Annotated in this window: 18 protein-coding genes; 15 read left to right on the forward strand and 3 right to left on the reverse strand. The window is 54.8% G+C overall.

Translation table 11 applies throughout. The annotated features are described in order from the left end of the window. The first annotated feature begins 140 nt into the window (after positions 1-140). Positions 141-1,097, forward strand: coding sequence for a 23S rRNA pseudouridine(955/2504/2580) synthase RluC (gene rluC, locus N1689_RS03280; RefSeq protein WP_161733780.1), 957 nt, complete (start codon positions 141-143; stop codon positions 1,095-1,097). A 13-nt stretch (positions 1,098-1,110) separates the two neighbouring features. Here rluC and N1689_RS03285 read toward each other — a convergent pair whose 3' ends face one another. After that, positions 1,111-1,698 carry a nucleoside triphosphate pyrophosphatase gene (locus N1689_RS03285; protein WP_253421587.1) on the reverse strand — a complete coding sequence of 196 codons (588 nt, stop codon included), beginning with the start codon at positions 1,696-1,698 and terminating at the stop codon, positions 1,111-1,113. 140 nt (positions 1,699-1,838) lie between these two features. Here N1689_RS03285 and yceD point away from each other — a divergent pair, with 140 nt between their 5' ends. The 14 genes from yceD (at position 1,839) to ptsG (ending at position 14,046) form a co-directional block, all read left to right on the forward strand. After that, positions 1,839-2,360, forward strand: coding sequence for a 23S rRNA accumulation protein YceD (gene yceD / locus N1689_RS03290; protein ID WP_008925931.1), 522 nt, complete (start codon positions 1,839-1,841; stop codon positions 2,358-2,360). Positions 2,361-2,374: 14 nt separating this feature from the next. Next, positions 2,375-2,545, forward strand: a complete 171-nt coding sequence (gene rpmF / locus N1689_RS03295) for a 50S ribosomal protein L32 (protein ID WP_003849870.1) — start codon at positions 2,375-2,377, stop codon at positions 2,543-2,545. Positions 2,546-2,570: 25 nt separating this feature from the next. After that, positions 2,571-3,611, forward strand: a complete 1,041-nt coding sequence (gene plsX, locus N1689_RS03300) for a phosphate acyltransferase PlsX (RefSeq protein ID WP_161733776.1) — start codon at positions 2,571-2,573, stop codon at positions 3,609-3,611. Beyond that, the gene (locus tag N1689_RS03305; RefSeq protein WP_161733774.1) at positions 3,612-4,565 is read left to right on the forward strand and encodes a beta-ketoacyl-ACP synthase III; all 954 of its coding nucleotides are present in this window, start codon (positions 3,612-3,614) and stop codon (positions 4,563-4,565) included. It begins immediately after the preceding gene. A 16-nt stretch (positions 4,566-4,581) separates the two neighbouring features. Further along, the gene (gene fabD, locus N1689_RS03310) at positions 4,582-5,514 is read left to right on the forward strand and encodes an ACP S-malonyltransferase (protein ID WP_161733772.1); all 933 of its coding nucleotides are present in this window, start codon (positions 4,582-4,584) and stop codon (positions 5,512-5,514) included. A 10-nt stretch (positions 5,515-5,524) separates the two neighbouring features. Then, complete coding sequence (gene fabG, locus N1689_RS03315) at positions 5,525-6,259, forward strand: 3-oxoacyl-ACP reductase FabG (protein ID WP_013357455.1); 735 nt, start codon at positions 5,525-5,527, stop codon at positions 6,257-6,259. Positions 6,260-6,413: 154 nt separating this feature from the next. Beyond that, positions 6,414-6,650, forward strand: a complete 237-nt coding sequence (gene acpP / locus N1689_RS03320) for an acyl carrier protein (protein WP_003849865.1) — start codon at positions 6,414-6,416, stop codon at positions 6,648-6,650. An 84-nt stretch (positions 6,651-6,734) separates the two neighbouring features. Next, the gene (fabF, locus tag N1689_RS03325; RefSeq protein ID WP_260057894.1) at positions 6,735-7,976 is read left to right on the forward strand and encodes a beta-ketoacyl-ACP synthase II; all 1,242 of its coding nucleotides are present in this window, start codon (positions 6,735-6,737) and stop codon (positions 7,974-7,976) included. 91 nt (positions 7,977-8,067) lie between these two features. Next, positions 8,068-8,883 (forward strand): aminodeoxychorismate lyase, encoded by an 816-nt coding sequence (gene pabC / locus N1689_RS03330; RefSeq protein WP_161733768.1) that lies wholly within the window; start codon positions 8,068-8,070, stop codon positions 8,881-8,883. Continuing rightward, the gene (gene yceG, locus N1689_RS03335; RefSeq protein ID WP_222924191.1) at positions 8,880-9,899 is read left to right on the forward strand and encodes a cell division protein YceG; all 1,020 of its coding nucleotides are present in this window, start codon (positions 8,880-8,882) and stop codon (positions 9,897-9,899) included. Before pabC ends, yceG begins: the two co-directional genes overlap by 4 nt. Further along, positions 9,889-10,521: a dTMP kinase gene (tmk, locus tag N1689_RS03340; protein ID WP_260057896.1), complete on the forward strand. Its 633-nt coding sequence runs from the start codon at positions 9,889-9,891 to the stop codon at positions 10,519-10,521. The genes yceG and tmk overlap by 11 nt, the downstream gene beginning before the upstream one ends. Beyond that, positions 10,521-11,510 carry a DNA polymerase III subunit delta' gene (holB, locus tag N1689_RS03345; protein WP_253421590.1) on the forward strand — a complete coding sequence of 330 codons (990 nt, stop codon included), beginning with the start codon at positions 10,521-10,523 and terminating at the stop codon, positions 11,508-11,510. The genes tmk and holB overlap by 1 nt, the downstream gene beginning before the upstream one ends. 18 nt (positions 11,511-11,528) lie before the next feature. Further along, positions 11,529-12,320: a metal-dependent hydrolase gene (locus N1689_RS03350; RefSeq protein WP_161733759.1), complete on the forward strand. Its 792-nt coding sequence runs from the start codon at positions 11,529-11,531 to the stop codon at positions 12,318-12,320. 289 nt (positions 12,321-12,609) lie between these two features. Beyond that, positions 12,610-14,046, forward strand: a complete 1,437-nt coding sequence (ptsG, locus tag N1689_RS03355; protein WP_161733757.1) for a PTS glucose transporter subunit IIBC — start codon at positions 12,610-12,612, stop codon at positions 14,044-14,046. Positions 14,047-14,099: 53 nt separating this feature from the next. On the opposite strand, the gene N1689_RS03360 is transcribed toward ptsG, so the two are convergent. Both N1689_RS03360 and N1689_RS03365 read right to left on the reverse strand, forming a co-directional pair. Next, positions 14,100-15,239, reverse strand: coding sequence for a glycoside hydrolase family 105 protein (locus N1689_RS03360; protein WP_253421593.1), 1,140 nt, complete (start codon positions 15,237-15,239; stop codon positions 14,100-14,102). 3 nt (positions 15,240-15,242) lie between these two features. Next, entirely contained in the window at positions 15,243-16,841 is a 1,599-nt protein-coding gene (locus tag N1689_RS03365) for an MFS transporter (RefSeq protein ID WP_260057901.1), read from the reverse strand. Positions 16,842-16,990: the final 149 nt, after the last annotated feature.

Genomic DNA, 16,990 nt, shown 5'->3' on the forward strand with positions numbered 1-16,990 from the left:
TTTAACTTGCTAATGTGTCGGACAAAGCAGCGGTTTGCTGAAAAAGCCAGCAGAGAAGCGACCTGCCATCACATTAACCCCAGAGTTAAGCACAGAAAAAGGGGTGGCGCTATCAGGGGACACTATTTAGAATCGCCGCCATGAAAACAGAGAATCCCGGCGTACATTTTGTCGCCATCACGGCTGAAAATGCCGGACAACGTATTGATAACTTTTTGCGCACCCAGCTCAAGGGTGTGCCAAAGAGCATGATTTATCGCATCGTACGCAAGGGCGAGGTACGGGTGAATAAAAAGCGCGTCAAGCCTGAGTACAAGCTGGAGGAGGGTGATGAGGTACGCATTCCGCCGGTCCGGGTAGCGGAACGCGATGAAGATGCCGTATCACCTAAGCTGGCAAAGGTCGCTTCGCTGGCGGACGCTATCCTCTTTGAGGATGAGTCGCTGCTGGTGATGAACAAGCCCTCTGGCACTGCCGTGCATGGCGGCAGCGGACTCAGTTTTGGGGTGATTGAAGGGCTACGCGCGCTGCGCCCGGAAGCGCGCTTCCTGGAACTGGTGCATCGCCTGGATCGTGACACCTCGGGCATTCTGCTGGTCGCAAAAAAACGCTCGGCGCTGCGTTCCCTGCACGAGCAACTGCGTGAAAAGGGGATGCAGAAAGATTATCTGGCCCTGGTGCGCGGCAACTGGCCGTCACATCTTAAGGTCGTTCAGGCTCCCCTGCTGAAAAATATTCTCCAGAGCGGTGAGCGTGTCGTGCGCGTCAGCAGCGAAGGTAAAGCCTCTGAAACCCGTTTTAAAGTGGAAGAGCGGTTTGAGTTTGCCACGCTGGTGAAAGCAAGTCCGGTCACCGGACGCACCCACCAGATTCGTGTCCATACGCTGCACGCCGGGCATCCCATCGCCTTCGACGATCGCTATGGCGAACGTGACTTTGACAGTCAGCTGGCGTCAACAGGTCTGAAACGCCTGTTCCTGCACGCGGCGGCACTGACCTTTACTCATCCCGGCACTGGCGAAGTCATGCGTGTTGAAGCGCCGCTGGATGATGGCCTGAAGCAGTGCCTGAATAAGCTGCGTCAGCTGAAAGTGTAATCGTTCTCCGGCATCAGTCCGTTAAAGGGTTGATGCCGGCCTGCTGCAACATTCCGTTGAGTGCAATCAGCGGCAGCCCGACCAGCGTATTAGGATCGCGCCCCTCCAGCCGATCAAACAGACAAATTCCCAGACCTTCACTTTTAAAACTACCTGCACATTGCAGCGGCTGCTCCTTTTCCACATACCCGGCGATTTCAGCGTCCGTTAAGGAGCGGAAATGCACCACGAAGGGTTCGCAACACTGCAGCAGCCTGCCGCTGGCCGGATGAAAAAGAGCCAGCCCGGTGTAAAAGGTAATCGCCTGACCGCTGGCGGCACGCAGTTGCGCCCGCGCATTCTCTGCCGTATGAGGCTTACCGGCGATCGCGCCATCCAGCACGCAGACCTGATCTGAGCCGATTATCCAGTGGTCAGGCCAGGCTTTTGCCAGCGCCTGCGCTTTCGCTACGGCAAGACGGGTGACCAGCGCTTCGGCATTTTCACCGGGCTGCGGTGACTCATCCACTTCAGGCGCAGCGGTAATAAAAGGCAGGCCCAGCTTGCGCAGTAATGCCTGCCGAAAGGGCGAGGTTGAAGCTAAAAGAATTGATGGCGTCATTTTTTTTCAATAGTGATAGCGAATTGGTGACAGTCATTTTAAACTGTGCGCCGCACTGGATGCGAATAGTGGTTGAAAGATGCTGTTTAACGGCCTTTTTCTTTGACTCTATGACATTACAAAGTTAATATGCGCGCCCTATGCAAAAGGTAAAATTACCCCTAACGCTGGACCCTGTCCGCACCGCTCAGAAGCGCCTTGATTATCAGGGTGTCTACACATCTGTTCAGGTGGAGCGTGTGGCCGAGTCGGTCGTTAGTGTGGACAGTGATGTGGATTGTGCCATGTCGTTTGCGGTTGATAACCAACGTCTGGCGGTACTGACGGGTACTGCTGAAGTACAGGTGACGTTACGTTGTCAGCGCTGCAACCAGACCTTTCCCCATCACGTAAAAGTGAGTTATTGCTTCAGCCCTGTCTCTTCTGAAGAGCAGGCCGAGGCACTACCGGAAGCGTACGAGCCGGTCGATGTCAACGAGTTTGGTGAGATCGATCTGCTGGCGGTTGTCGAGGATGAACTGATTCTCGCGCTGCCGGTCGTTCCGGTGCACGATTCTGAACACTGTGAAGTGTCCGAGGCGGACATGGTCTTTGGCAAACTGCCTGCAGAGGCGGAGAAACCAAATCCATTTGCCGTATTAGCCAGTTTAAAGCGTAAGTAATAGGAGTAAGGTCCATGGCCGTACAACAGAATAAACCCACCCGTTCTAAGCGTGGTATGCGTCGTTCACACGATGCGCTGACCACTGCTGCTCTGTCAGTAGATAAAGTTTCTGGCGAAACTCATCTGCGTCACCATATCACTGCGGACGGTTACTACCGCGGTCGCAAGGTTATCGTTAAGTAAGTTTCTTGCTTAGCAAGGCGATACCTTGACACGTTTGACCCTGGCGATTGATGCCATGGGCGGGGACTTCGGTCCCTGCGTGACAGTGCCTGCAGCATTGCAGGCACTGGCCTCTCATACGGAACTATTCCTTCTTCTGGTCGGACATCCCGACACCCTCACGCCATTGCTTGCCAAAGCGGATTCCTCCCTGATGGGGCGTTTGCAGGTTATCCCTGCCGAATCGGTTATTGCAAGTGATGCGCGGCCCGCTCAGGCCATCCGGAACAGTCGCGGCAGTTCAATGCGCGTGGCACTGGAGATGGTTAAAGAGGGACGTGCACAGGCCTGCATCAGCGCTGGCAATACCGGTGCGCTGATGGGGCTGTCGACACTCTTATTAAAACCGCTGGATGGGATTAAGCGTCCTGCGCTGATGTCCGTTTTACCGCATCAGCAACAGGGTAAAACCGTGGTGCTGGATCTGGGTGCGAATGTGGGCTCAGACAGTGCGATGCTGGTGCAGTTTGCTGTGATGGGGTCGGTGATGGCTGAGCATGTGCTTGGTATTCCACGGCCCCGCGTCGCGTTGCTTAATATTGGTCACGAAGAGACCAAGGGGCTGGAAACCATCCGCGACGCCGCAGTAGTGCTGCGAGAATCACCGCAAATCAACTATATTGGTTACCTTGAAGGTAACGAACTGCTTACCGGTAAAACAGATGTGATGGTCTGTGACGGTTTTGTCGGAAACGTCACGCTGAAGACGATGGAAGGCGTGGTAAGAATGTTTCTTTCTCTGCTGAAGTCATCAGGGGAAAGTAAAAAACGGTCATGGTGGCTTCAGTTGCTGGGGCGCTTAATCCAGAAACGTCTGGCGAAGCGCTTCGGACAACTCAACCCTGACCAGTACAATGGCGCTTGTCTGTTAGGATTGCGCGGAACAGTGATCAAGAGTCACGGCGCAGCAAATCAACACGCCTTCGCCGTGGCGATAGAACAGGCAGAGCAGGCGGTGAGGCAGCAAATTCCCGAGCGAATTGCTGCGCGCCTTGATGCTGTATTAGCCAGGAGTGACAAAGCCTAGATGTATACCAAAATTATCGGTACGGGCAGTTATCTGCCCAGCCAGGTTCGCACCAATGCCGATCTGGAAAAAATGGTGGAGACGTCGGACGAGTGGATTGTTACCCGTACCGGCATCCGTGAGCGTCGCATTGCTGCGCCTGACGAAACCGTCGCCACCATGGGATTCAGCGCGGCGCAACGCGCGCTTGAAATGGCAGGCATTGACGCGAACGATGTTGGGCTGATTATTGTCGCCACAACGTCGTCCAGCCATGCTTTCCCCAGCTCCGCCTGCATGATCCAGCAAATGCTGGAAATCAAAGATTGCGCGGCCTTTGACCTTGCTGCCGCCTGTGCAGGTTTCACCTATGCACTGAGCGTAGCTGATCAATACATCAAAAATGGCGCGGTTAAGCATGCTCTGGTCATCGGCGCTGATGTCCTGGCACGCGCGCTGGATCCGGACGATCGCGGCACCATCATTCTGTTTGGTGATGGCGCGGGTGCGGTCGTGCTGGGCCAGAGCGAAGAGCAGGGAATTATCTCTACCCATCTTCATGCCGATGGTCGCTATGCACAGCTTCTGACGCTGCCTTATCAGGATCGTGCCCATCAGGATCAGCCTGCCTATGTCACTATGGCAGGTAACGAAGTCTTCAAGGTTGCCGTCACCGAACTGGCCCACATCGTTGATGAAACGCTGCAGGCCAATAATCTCGATCGTGAAATGCTGGACTGGCTGGTACCGCATCAGGCTAACCTGCGCATTATCAGCGCTACCGCGAAAAAACTCGGTATGACCATGGATAAAGTGGTCGTCACACTGGATCGCCATGGCAATACCTCTGCTGCATCGGTGCCCAGCGCACTGGATGAAGCGGTGCGTGATGGCCGCATCAAACCCGGACACCTTATTCTGCTGGAAGCCTTTGGTGGTGGATTCACCTGGGGTTCTGCGCTGGTTCGCTTTTGATTGACAGGAACAGAAGATGACGCAATTTGCATTTGTTTTTCCGGGTCAGGGTTCACAGACTGTGGGCATGCTGACTGAATTAGCGGCGACGTATCCGCTGGTAGAAGGGACCTTCCGTGAAGCCTCTGACGCGCTGGGCTATGACTTGTGGCAGTTAGTGAGTCAGGGGCCGGCTGAAGAGCTGAACAAAACCTGGCAGACTCAGCCTGCACTGTTAGCCGCCTCTGTAGCAATCTACCGTGTCTGGCAGCAGCAGGGCGGTGAACAGCCTGTCCTGATGGCCGGTCATAGCCTGGGCGAATATTCGGCGCTGGTTTGTGCGGGTGTGCTTAACTTTGCGGATGCGGTGAAGCTGGTTGAACTGCGCGGCAAACTGATGCAGGAAGCGGTGCCAGAAGGCACCGGCGCAATGCAGGCAATTATTGGCCTGGATGACGCGGCTATCCGTAAAGCGTGTGAAGAAAGCGCGCAGGGCCAGGTCGTTTCACCGGTTAACTTCAACTCGCCGGGCCAGGTGGTTATTGCGGGTAACAAAGAAGCCGTTGAACGTGCGGGTGCTGCCTGTAAAGCTGCGGGCGCTAAGCGTGCTCTTCCGCTGCCGGTCAGCGTGCCTTCTCACTGCGCACTGATGAAGCCCGCTGCCGATAAACTGGCCGTTGCCCTGGAAAGCATTACCTTTAATGCCCCTGCAGTACCGGTGATCAATAACGTCGATGTGAAAGCGGAAACTGACGCTGCGGCCATCCGTCATGCGCTGGTTCGTCAGCTCTACAGCCCTGTTCGCTGGACCGAGAGCGTGGAAGCGATGGCGGCACAGGGCGTGACACAACTACTGGAGATGGGTCCAGGTAAAGTCCTGACCGGTCTGACTAAACGTATTGTCGATACCCTGACAGCGGCTGCCGTTAACGATACGACATCCCTGACGGCTGCACTCGGTAAGGAATAAGAGGAAAATCATGAGCTTTGAAGGTAAAGTTGCGCTGGTTACCGGCGCGAGTCGCGGCATTGGTCGTGCGATTGCAGAAACACTGGCGGCACGTGGTGCCAAAGTGGTAGGAACTGCAACCAGCCAGAGTGGCGCCGATGCCATCAGTGCTTACCTTGGCGACAAGGGTAAAGGCCTGTTACTGAACGTGACTGACGCTGATTCAATTAACAGCGTTTTAGAGAATATTCGCGCTGAATTTGGCGAAGTGGATATTTTAGTCAATAATGCAGGCATTACGCGTGATAATCTTCTCATGCGCATGAAGGACGATGAGTGGCAGGATATCCTGGATACTAACCTCACATCGGTATTCCGCCTTTCTAAGGCGGTCCTGCGTGCCATGATGAAAAAGCGCGTGGGCCGTATCATCACCATTGGTTCCGTTGTTGGCACCATGGGTAACGCGGGCCAGGCAAACTACGCAGCAGCAAAGGCGGGTTTGATTGGCTTTAGCAAATCACTGGCGCGCGAAATCGCGTCACGTGGCATTACCGTCAACGTCGTGGCTCCAGGCTTTATTGAGACTGACATGACGCGGGCACTGAACGAAGATCAACGTTCCGGTATTTTGGCGGAAGTCCCTGCGGGTCGCTTAGGCGATGCACAGGAAATCGCCAATGCTGTGGCATTTTTAGCCTCTGACGAAGCAGCCTACATCACAGGTGAAACGCTGCACGTCAATGGCGGAATGTACATGGTCTGATAAATCACGAAATCATTTGCTTTATTTGCGGTTAAAACCGCAAAATAACGCAAAATCGTGGTTCGACCAGCCGGGATTTTGTTGCATCTTTTTCACCATTTTATACACTACGAAAACCATCGCGTAAGCGAGTTTTGATAGGAAATTAAATAGTATGAGCGATATCGAACAACGCGTTAAGAAAATCATCAGTGAGCAGCTGGGTGTGAAAGAGGAAGAAGTCACCAACTCTGCATCTTTCGTAGAAGACCTGGGTGCCGATTCTCTTGATACCGTTGAGCTGGTGATGGCTCTGGAAGAAGAGTTTGATACTGAGATTCCAGACGAAGAAGCTGAGAAAATCACTACCGTTCAGGCAGCGATCGACTACATCAATAGCCATAAAGGCTAATGAATATCTTCAGGCGGTCGCTCGACCGCCTGATTTTTTGTTTGTCCCACATAGTTCCCTATTTCCCCTCCCTGGAGGACGAACGTGTCTAAGCGTCGTGTAGTTGTGACTGGTCTTGGCATGTTGTCTCCTGTCGGCAATACCGTAGAGTCTACCTGGAGTGCTCTCCTTGCCGGTCAGAGCGGCATTACCCTGATCGACCATTTTGATACCAGTGCTTATGCAACCCGTTTTGCAGGTCTGGTAAGAGATTTTAATTGTGATGACTACATCTCGCGCAAAGATCAGCGCAAGATGGATGCCTTCATCCAGTACGGCATTGTGGCCGGTATGCAGGCCATGCAGGACAGCGGTCTGGTTATTACCGATGAAAATGCAAGCCGTATGGGCGCAGCAATTGGCTCCGGTATCGGTGGCTTAGGTCTGATTGAAGAAAATCATACCTCACTGGTCAACGGCGGCCCGCGTAAAATCAGCCCATTCTTTGTGCCTTCAACCATCGTTAACATGGTGGCGGGTCATCTCAGCATCATGTATGGCCTGAAAGGTCCAAGCATCTCTATCGCGACAGCCTGTACCTCTGGTGTGCATAACATCGGTCATGCCGCACGTATCATCGCCTATAACGATGCTGACGTGATGCTGGCGGGTGGCACAGAGAAGGCCAGCACGCCATTAGGCGTCGGTGGATTTGGTGCAGCACGCGCCCTCTCAACCCGTAACGATAACCCGCAAGCGGCCAGCCGCCCGTGGGATAAAGATCGTGACGGTTTTGTGCTGGGTGACGGCGCTGGCATTGTGGTGCTCGAAGAGTACGAACATGCGAAGAAACGTGGTGCGAAAATCTACGCAGAAATCGTAGGTTTTGGTATGAGTAGCGATGCCTACCACATGACTTCACCACCAGAAGATGGCTCAGGTGCAGCGGCGGCCATGACCAATGCGCTGCGTGATGCTCAGCTTACGCCAGAGCAGATTGGCTACGTCAACGCGCACGGTACCTCCACGCCAGCCGGTGATAAAGCGGAAGCGCAGGCGGTGAAATCGGTCTTTGGGGCAGCAGCCAGCAGTGTCATGGTCAGCTCAACCAAATCAATGACCGGACACTTACTGGGTGCCGCAGGCGCTGTTGAATCAATTTACTCGATTCTGGCACTGCGCGACCAGGCCATCCCACCGACCATTAACCTGGACAATCCGGATGAAGGCTGCGATCTCGACTTCGTGCCGCACACCGCGCGTCAGGTTCCCGGTCTGGAGTACACCCTGTGTAACTCCTTTGGTTTCGGTGGAACCAACGGTTCGTTGATCTTCCGTAAAGTGTAATCGTTGCAGATTGTTAAAAAGGCCCGCGATGCGGGCCTTTTTTTATCCTGCAGAATGCGCTGAAATCACGGGTCACGCTCAGGAGAGAACCATGTGGATTAACGGATTCAAACAATCGACGCTGGCCGCCAGCGACCGCGGCCTGCAGTTTGGGGATGGCTGTTTTACTACCGCTGCTGTGCGCGAGGGGAAAATCGTGCTGCTGGAAAGCCACATCCAGCGCCTCAAAGCGGGCTGCGAGCGGTTATGGATTGGCGGCGTCGACTGGGATCAGCTTGAGGCTGAGATGAGTCAGGCCGCGCATGAGCAGGCGCAGGCGGTGCTGAAAGTGATTATCAGCGCGGGCAGCGGCGGACGGGGTTACAGCCGGCGCGGCTGTGGTGAACCCACCCGGGTCGTTTTGCTGGCGCCCTGGCCGCTACACTACGCCGATTTACGGCAGCGGGGAGCTTTACTCCGGCTGAGTCCGATTCGTCTGGCGCGAAACCCGCAGTTTGCCGGTATCAAGCACCTTAACCGGCTGGAACAGGTGATGATTCGGGCTCATCTTGACCAGACAGACGCTGACGAGGCGCTGGTGCTTGACACTGAAGGTTGGGTGGTGGAATGCTGTGCGGCCAATTTATTCTGGCGGCAGGGCGGGCAAATTTTTACGCCTGATATCTCCGCGTCAGGCGTTGATGGCATTATGCGGCGAAGTCTGATGGCGCAACTTGCAGCAGCAGGTCAGGCTTGTCAGGTGATAAAAAGCGAACCGGCACAGCTGCTGGCCGCTGATGAAGTGGTGATATGTAACGCGCTGATGCCGGTTCTGCCGGTCCGACAGATAGAAGCCGTACAGTTTACTGAGCGCTCGCTGTTTAATCAGTTGCACGCAGGCTGTAAAAAGATAATGGATGCATCATGATTCGAAGCAAAAAAATTCTCGTCAGCCTGCTGGCGATTGTGGGTCTCGCGGCTGCGCTGAGTTACTGGCAGGTTAAGCAGTTTGCGGCTACCCCGTTGACCATTAAGCAGGAAACAATCTACACATTGCCAGCCGGTACGGGCCGGGTCGCGCTCCAGGCACAGCTGGAAGAGAAAAACATCATTCCACACAGTATCTGGTTTGGCGCGCTGCTGCGTCTGGAGCCGGAGCTGGCGACCTTTAAAGCGGGCACCTATCGCCTTGAACCGGCCATGACCGTGCGCGCGCTGTTACAGCTGCTGGCCAGTGGTAAAGAGGCGCAGTTCCCTTTACGGTTTGTGGAGGGGCAGCGGCTGAAAGAGTGGCTCAATGAGCTGCGTAAAGCGCCCTATATCCGTCACACTCTGAAAGATGATCAGTTCGCCACGCTTGCCAGCGCACTCAACGTGGAGCCTGAGCAACTGGAGGGCAACTTCTTCCCGGACACGTATCTCTACACCGCCAACACGACCGATATGGCGCTGCTGCAACGCGCGCATGAGCGGATGAAGAAAACCATCGATGAGGTCTGGCAGGGACGGGCGGATAATCTGCCGTACAAAACGCCACAGGATCTGGTGACCCTGGCCTCGATCATTGAGAAAGAGACCGGCGTCAGCGAAGAGCGGGCGCGCGTGGCCTCGGTGTTTATCAATCGCCTGCGCACAGGTATGCGTTTACAAACCGATCCCACGGTGATCTACGGCATGGGTGACAGCTATAACGGTACGCTGACCCGCAAAGATCTTGAGACGGCGAGCGCGTACAATACCTATATCATTAATGGTCTGCCGCCGGGACCGATCGCGATGCCGGGCAAAGCCTCACTGCAGGCAGCGGCCCATCCCGAGAAAACGAACTATCTCTACTTTGTTGCAGACGGCAAGGGCGGACATACGTTTACCACCAACCTCGCCAGCCATAATAAGGCGGTGCAGGTCTACCGGCAGACGCTAAAGGAAAAAAATGAACAGTAAGTTTATCGTCATCGAAGGCCTGGAAGGCGCCGGAAAAACCACCGCACGCGACGCCATCGTCGCTACACTGCGCGCTCGTGGCATTAGTGATCTGGTTTTTACCCGTGAGCCTGGCGGTACGCCGCTGGCAGAACAGCTCAGGGTGTTAGTCAAGCAGGGCATTGAGGGTGAGCAGGTGACGGATAAAGCCGAACTGCTGATGCTCTATGCGGCGCGGGTTCAACTGGTGGAGACCTTAATCAAACCGGCACTGGCTCGCGGTGCATGGGTAATTGGCGATCGTCACGATCTCTCCTCTCAGGCTTATCAGGGTGGTGGCCGTGGTCTGGACAGCGAACTGATGCAGACGCTGCGAGATGCAGTCCTGGGCGATTTCCGTCCCGATCTGACGCTCTATCTTGATGTCACGCCTGAGATCGGCCTGCAGCGCGCCCGTGTGCGCGGTGAGCTGGATCGCATCGAGCAGGAGTCGCTGCGCTTCTTTGAACGTACCCGTACACGCTATCTGGCGCTGGCCGCAGACGATCCCACTATCCTGACTATCGATGCAACTCAGTCACTGACCGAGGTGACAGCGTCACTTCAGATGGCGCTGGACAGCTGGCTGGCGGAGCAGATGTGATGAACTGGTATCCGTGGCTGAATCAGCCTTATCGCCAGGTGATTGGCCAGCATCAGGAGAATCGCGCGCATCATGCGCTATTGATCCAGGCGATGGCTGGGATGGGCGATGACGCGCTGGTCTGGGGGATGAGCCGCTGGCTGATGTGCCAGCAGCCGGATGGACTGAAAAGTTGTGGAGCGTGCCACGGTTGCCAGCTGATGCAGGCTAACACGCATCCTGACTGGTATCGGTTAGAGGCGGAGAAGGGCAAAAGTACCCTGGGCATCGACGCGGTGCGGCAGGTGACAGAAAAAATGTATCACTTTGGTCAGCAGGGCGGCGCGAAAGTAGTCTGGCTGCCGGATGCCGCGCAGCTTTCGGAAGCGGCGGCCAACGCCCTGCTGAAAACGCTGGAAGAGCCGCCAGCCAACAGTTGGTTCTTCCTCAGCAGTCGCGATCCGTCACGTCTGCTGGCCACGCTGCGCAGTCGCTGTATGACGCTGCATCTGACGCCGCCCGATGAAGGACAAAGTCTGCTCTGGCTGAAAAAGCAGTCCTCGCACGATGAAAAGATGCTGCTGGCGGCGCTACGCCTCAGCGCAGGTGCGCCGGGCGCGGCGCTCAGCCTGCTGGAAAACGGGCCTTGGCAGGCGCGGCAAAAGCTTTGCGATGCGCTGCCCGCGGCATTGCAGCAGGACATCCTGCAACTGCTGCCTGCGCTGAATGCTGACGATGCGGCAGCACGTATCGGCTGGCTGCTCTCTTTACTGCTGGATGCGATGAAATGGCAGCAACATGCAGGTCAGTGGCTGAGTAATATTGACCGTCAGGATGTGGTGCAGTTGCTGGCCGGATACTTTTCAGCCAGCGCGCTCAACAGCAGTACCCTGGCATGGATGCGCTGTCGCGAGCAGTTACTGCATATAGCGTCAGTGAATCGCGAATTATTGCTGACCGATCAGCTTCTGAGCTGGGCGGACAAACAGAAGCCCGCGCAGGTGTGCTAAACCTATCTGAGAGTAATTATGTTTATTGTGGATTCCCATTGCCATCTTGATGGCCTGGACTATGAAAAGAACCATCGTGACCTGGATGATGTGATCGCCAAAGCGGCGGCACGTGATGTGAAATTTATGCTGGCCATCGCCACCACGCTGCCGGGTTTCCATACCCTGAAGAGCCTGGTCGGCGATCGGAAAAATATTGCGCTCTCCTGCGGCGTGCATCCGCTGAATCAGGAAGAGGCCTATGACGTTGAGGCGTTTCGCCAGCTCTCTGCCGATCCTCGGGTCGTCGCGCTCGGTGAAACCGGGCTGGATTATCATTATCAGCCTGAGACAAAAGATCAGCAGCAGCGCTCGTTCCGGGAACATATCCGTACCGGGATTGCACTGAATAAACCGATCATTGTCCACACGCGTGATGCGCGCGAAGATACGCTGGCGATTCTGCGCGAAGAGCAGGTGGAACGCTGTGGCGGTGTGCTGCACTGTTTCACTGAGGATCAGCCCACCGCAGCTAAGCTGCTCGATATGGGCTTTTATATCTCCTTTTCCGGTATCGTCACGTTCCGTAATGCAGAACAGTTACGCGAAGCGGCGCGTTATGTGCCGCTGGACCGGATGCTGGTCGAAACGGATTCACCTTATCTGGCGCCAGTGCCGTATCGTGGTAAAGAGAATCAGCCTGCTTACACACGCGATGTTGCCGATTACCTGGCAGTACTGAAAGGGGTCGATGTGGAAACGCTGGCCGCCGCTACCACGCAAAACTTCTCAACGCTGTTCCATATCCCGATGAGCCAGCTTGGCGCGTGATCGGCTTTTATTTCAGCCTCTGTAATTAATCTGTAACCTGCCTGCATGACCCTGTTTTTTCAGACAGGGTCAGCTTTTTATCGTCAATTACCGATGCGCTTCAGTGAGAAATTTCGTAAAGTGCGCCTCTGTAATTGTCGAAACGTGATAGCCATCAAAGTAACAAAACGGGATTTATTTTACCCTTCGTAATAAATCAAAAGGCGGTCACCGCCAGCCCGGCAAAGAATCCTCCCTCTTTGCCACGCGCACTGCGCAAATATGCACTCATACTCAGGAGCTTCACGCTATGTTCAAAAATGCTTTTGCCAACCTTCAAAAGGTCGGTAAATCGCTGATGCTGCCGGTATCGGTTCTGCCGATTGCCGGTATTTTGTTAGGGGTCGGTTCAGCCAATTTCAGCTGGTTACCTGCAGTGGTTTCGCATGTAATGGCAGAAGCGGGTGGATCGGTGTTCGCCAACATGCCGCTGATTTTTGCTATCGGTGTGGCGCTGGGCTTTACCAATAACGATGGCGTTTCGGCGCTGGCAGCAGTGGTTGCCTATGGCATCATGGTGAAAACCCTGGCGGTGGTTGCGCCGCTGGTGCTGCATATGCCTGCGGCAGAGATTGAGGCTAAACACCTCGCCGACACCGGGGTTCTGGGCGGCATTATCGCGGGCTCCATCGCCGCTTACATGTTTAACCGCTTTTATCGCATTAAGCTGCCGGAATATCTGGGCTTCTTTGCAGGTAAACGCTTTGTGCCGATTATTTCCGGTCTGGCAGCTATCATTCTCGGCGTGCTGCTCTCCTTTATCTGGCCACCGATAGGTTCTGCGATTCAGGAGTTCTCACAGTGGGCTGCCTATCAGAACCCGGTTGTCGCCTTTGGTATTTATGGCGTAATCGAACGTGCGTTAGTGCCGTTTGGTCTGCATCACATCTGGAACGTTCCTTTCCAGATGCAGATTGGTGAATACACCAATGCGGCAGGTCAGGTGTTCCACGGTGATATCCCACGCTATATGGCGGGTGACCCGACCGCAGGTAAACTTTCTGGCGGCTTCCTGTTCAAAATGTACGGTCTGCCAGCGGCAGCGATTGCTATCTGGCATTCAGCGAAGCCTGAAAATCGCGCTAAAGTGGGCGGTATAATGATCTCCGCCGCACTGACCGCATTCCTGACCGGTATCACCGAACCGATTGAATTCTCATTCATGTTCGTGGCACCGATCCTGTATGTGATCCATGCGCTGCTGGCGGGTCTGGCATTCCCAATCTGTATCCTGCTTGGGATGCGTGATGGCACCAGCTTCTCACACGGTCTGATCGACTTTATCGTGCTGAGCGGCAACAGCAGCAAAATCTGGCTGTTCCCGATTGTTGGTATCATCTATGGTCTGGTTTACTACACCGTGTTCCGTGTACTGATCGCGAAGCTGGATCTGAAAACGCCTGGCCGTGAAGAGAGCAGCAGTAGTGAGCAATCTACCGCGACCGGTACCGAGATGGCGGGCAAGCTGGTGGCGGCGTTTGGTGGTAAAGAGAACATCACTAACCTGGATGCCTGTATCACTCGTTTACGCGTCAGCGTCGCCGATGTGGCGAAAGTGGATCAGACTGAACTTAAAAACCTCGGCGCCCGTGGCGTAGTGGTTGCCGGTTCCGGCGTTCAGGCAATTTTCGGGACTAAATCCGATAACCTGAAAACCGATATGGATGATTACATCCGCAGCATGTAATGATTCAGCGATATGAAAAAGCCCCGCTTAGCGGGGCTTTTTTTTGGCATGTGTTACAGGTAAACGCGCAGATACTCAGTCAGGCAGAGCAGGGCCATTGCCTGACCATAGGGCATCGAGGTGAGAGGAACCGTGCGGTAGTAGTCCAGATCACTGCCCATCGCGGTACCAAAGGAAACCTGTTTCAGCTCGCCATCGTCATCGATATTCGCAATCACGCCGCGCAACGCTTTTTCCGCTACCTCACGGTACTCAGCAGGGAGATAGCGCTTGCGAACCCCTTTCAGAATGCCATAGGCAAATCCTGCCGTGGCGGAGGCTTCCGGGTAGCTGTCTGGATCATCGAGCAGGGTATGCCACAAGCCGCTGCTGTGCTGACAGGCCTTTAACGCTTTGACCTGTGTCTCCAGCACCTGCTGCAGGAAGCGGCGGGTAGCGTGATGCTCAGGCCAGTTCATCATCTCCAGGAAGTCAGGAATCACAATCGTTACCCAGCTGTTGCCACGAGCCCAGCGTGCATCAGCAAAGTTATGGCGGCCATCGAAGTTCCAGCCGTGGAACCATAAGCCGGTTTCGCGATCCATCAGATACTGGGTGTGCAGCAGGAACTGATAGCTCGCTTCTTCCACCCACTCGTCGCGTTTCAGCAACTGGCCGATTTTGGCCAGCGCCATTACGCTCATCATCAGCGTATCGTCCCAGAGCTGCTGTGTGTTTTCATTGTTATAGACGATGTGCTGCAGGCCGCCCTGTTCGGTGCGCGGCATTTCATACATGACCCACTCAGCCCAGCGCTCAAGCACCGGCACCCAGGCCGGGTTACCGGTCTCTTCATAACGGTAAGCCAGCGTCAGAAAAGGACAAACGGTATTCACATTTTTGGTCGGCGTTCCTTCCGCCAGACGCTCAGTGAACCACTCATCAATGATTGCCAGCGTCTGCTGATCGCCGGTTTGCTGATAGTAGTGCAACATGCCATACAGACCGATGCCATGTGTCCATTCCCAACCCGCCCAGCCTTTGGTATCAATCACCCGGCCATCGTCCAGCCGTAATAAAAATTCGCCTGTCTCATCGGTGATGTTAACCAGATTTTGTGTCAGCTTTTGAATCAGCTGTACCAGTTCGCTGCGTGGCAGCAGATGCTCAGGTTGGCACAATAATTTGCTGTGTTTAACGGGAAATACAGTCATGGTTTATTCCTGTCGTTTTAAGGTCGGGTTTATAGAAGGGTGTAAAGAGGGGTGCGCGGACACTTTTTCCGGCGCTGGCTTATTACGGTTAAGAAAGCCAATGTTATTGTTGCCCCACAGATTTTCGTAAGGCATGCCTGCCAGCGTTTCAACTACCCCACGTGCTTCCGGGGTGATGCTTTCCGGCACGATGCGGTCCGCTTCGCGCATTTTCAGCGTCTCCTGGCGCAGGACAGTATGGGTCTGCAGATTAAGTTTAAAGCGCAGCGACACAATAAAGCCGCAGGCCAGAACGGCCACTGTACCGATACTCAGGATCGCCAGGATAGTGTGGCTGACGCCGGGTAGCTGGGTCGCCTGGCCAGAGACAAAACCAGAGAGCTGCAGCACGATACCGACCAGCATGACGGCACCAGCCTGCGACGCTTTACGTGTCAGGGTCATAATGCCGGCAAAAATGCCTTCACGGCGCTGACCGGTGATGGCCTCATCGACATCTGCGATATAGGTATAAGTGTTCCATGGCACATAATTAATGCCGCCACGTCCCAGGCCTGCCAGGGCAGAGATCGCTAACAGCAGGGACATGTTGTCGTTCATGCCGGCATACCACAATCCGGCATAGGAGAGCGACGCCAGGCCAAACAGGATAGCCACCAGACGGTAGGCAGGTGCAGGCCCCATGCGGATACAGAGCGGGATCATCGCCATCACGGCAATAAACTGCAGCACTGCCATGGTGCCCATCAGACTGGAGGCAACCTGGGCACTCTGCATCAGCACAAAGACCACATACCAGGTAAAGACGGCATTAAAAACATCCTGGGCGATGTAGCCGCCGAGGTACATGCCAAGGTGCTGGCGGAAGATGCGGATACGTAAAGTTGAGGCCAGCTCAACGTACAGCCGTTTAAGATTCTGCATCAGCGTCAGCTGCTGTTTTTCCTGTTCAGCACGCCGCGACTCGGCAGAGAAATCATCCGGGTGACGCTCCCAGGTAAAGCACCACACCAGCGTCAGCACCAGCGCGCAGATTACCGAGAACACCAGGCTGGCGTAGAAGAAGGAGAGAGGATTATCTTTGCCCAGCATACCCAGCAAAATACCGGGTAAAAAGGCGGCCAGAATGGCCGATAGCTGAGCCAGGCCGATGCGGGCACCGGAGAAGCGGGTTTTCTGTTTGAAATCGTCGGTCATTTCCGGCACCAGCGTTTCATACGGCACCAGGATCATGGTGTAGACGATATCAAACAGCAGGTAAGTGCAGAGATACCACCAGAAACTCATGTCGCTGACCCACATCAGGCTATAACTGAATACACAGGGTATGCCGAGCAGGATAAAGAATTTGCGGCGGCCAAAGCGCTTGCCCAGCCAGGTCGAACCGAAGTTATCGGTCAGAAAGCCCATCAGCGGACTGACTATCGCATCCAGCACGCGGGCAGCGGCAAAGATCAGCGTAGCCTGAATCGGGGTTAACCCACAAAAGGTGGTGTAAAAATAGAGCAACCAGGCGGCGGTCAGCGCCGTGGTACCTGCTCCAAGAAAATCTCCGGAACCGTAGGCCAGATAGTGGCCAAGACCAATTTTACGTGAGCGCATGTCTGATGCTCCTTGATGTTTATGGCGGTTTATCCCTGGTGACGCCGGTCATCTCACCCGGACTGGTTAGCAAAGTAGAACTGACGGGGCGGCTAAACCTTCGCAATTTGGCAAGTGCTGGCGCTGAAGTGGCAGTCATACAAAGAAAA

It is taken from the genome of Pantoea sp. XY16, from assembly GCF_025153065.1.
Lineage (GTDB): Bacteria > Pseudomonadota > Gammaproteobacteria > Enterobacterales > Enterobacteriaceae > Pantoea > Pantoea alfalfae.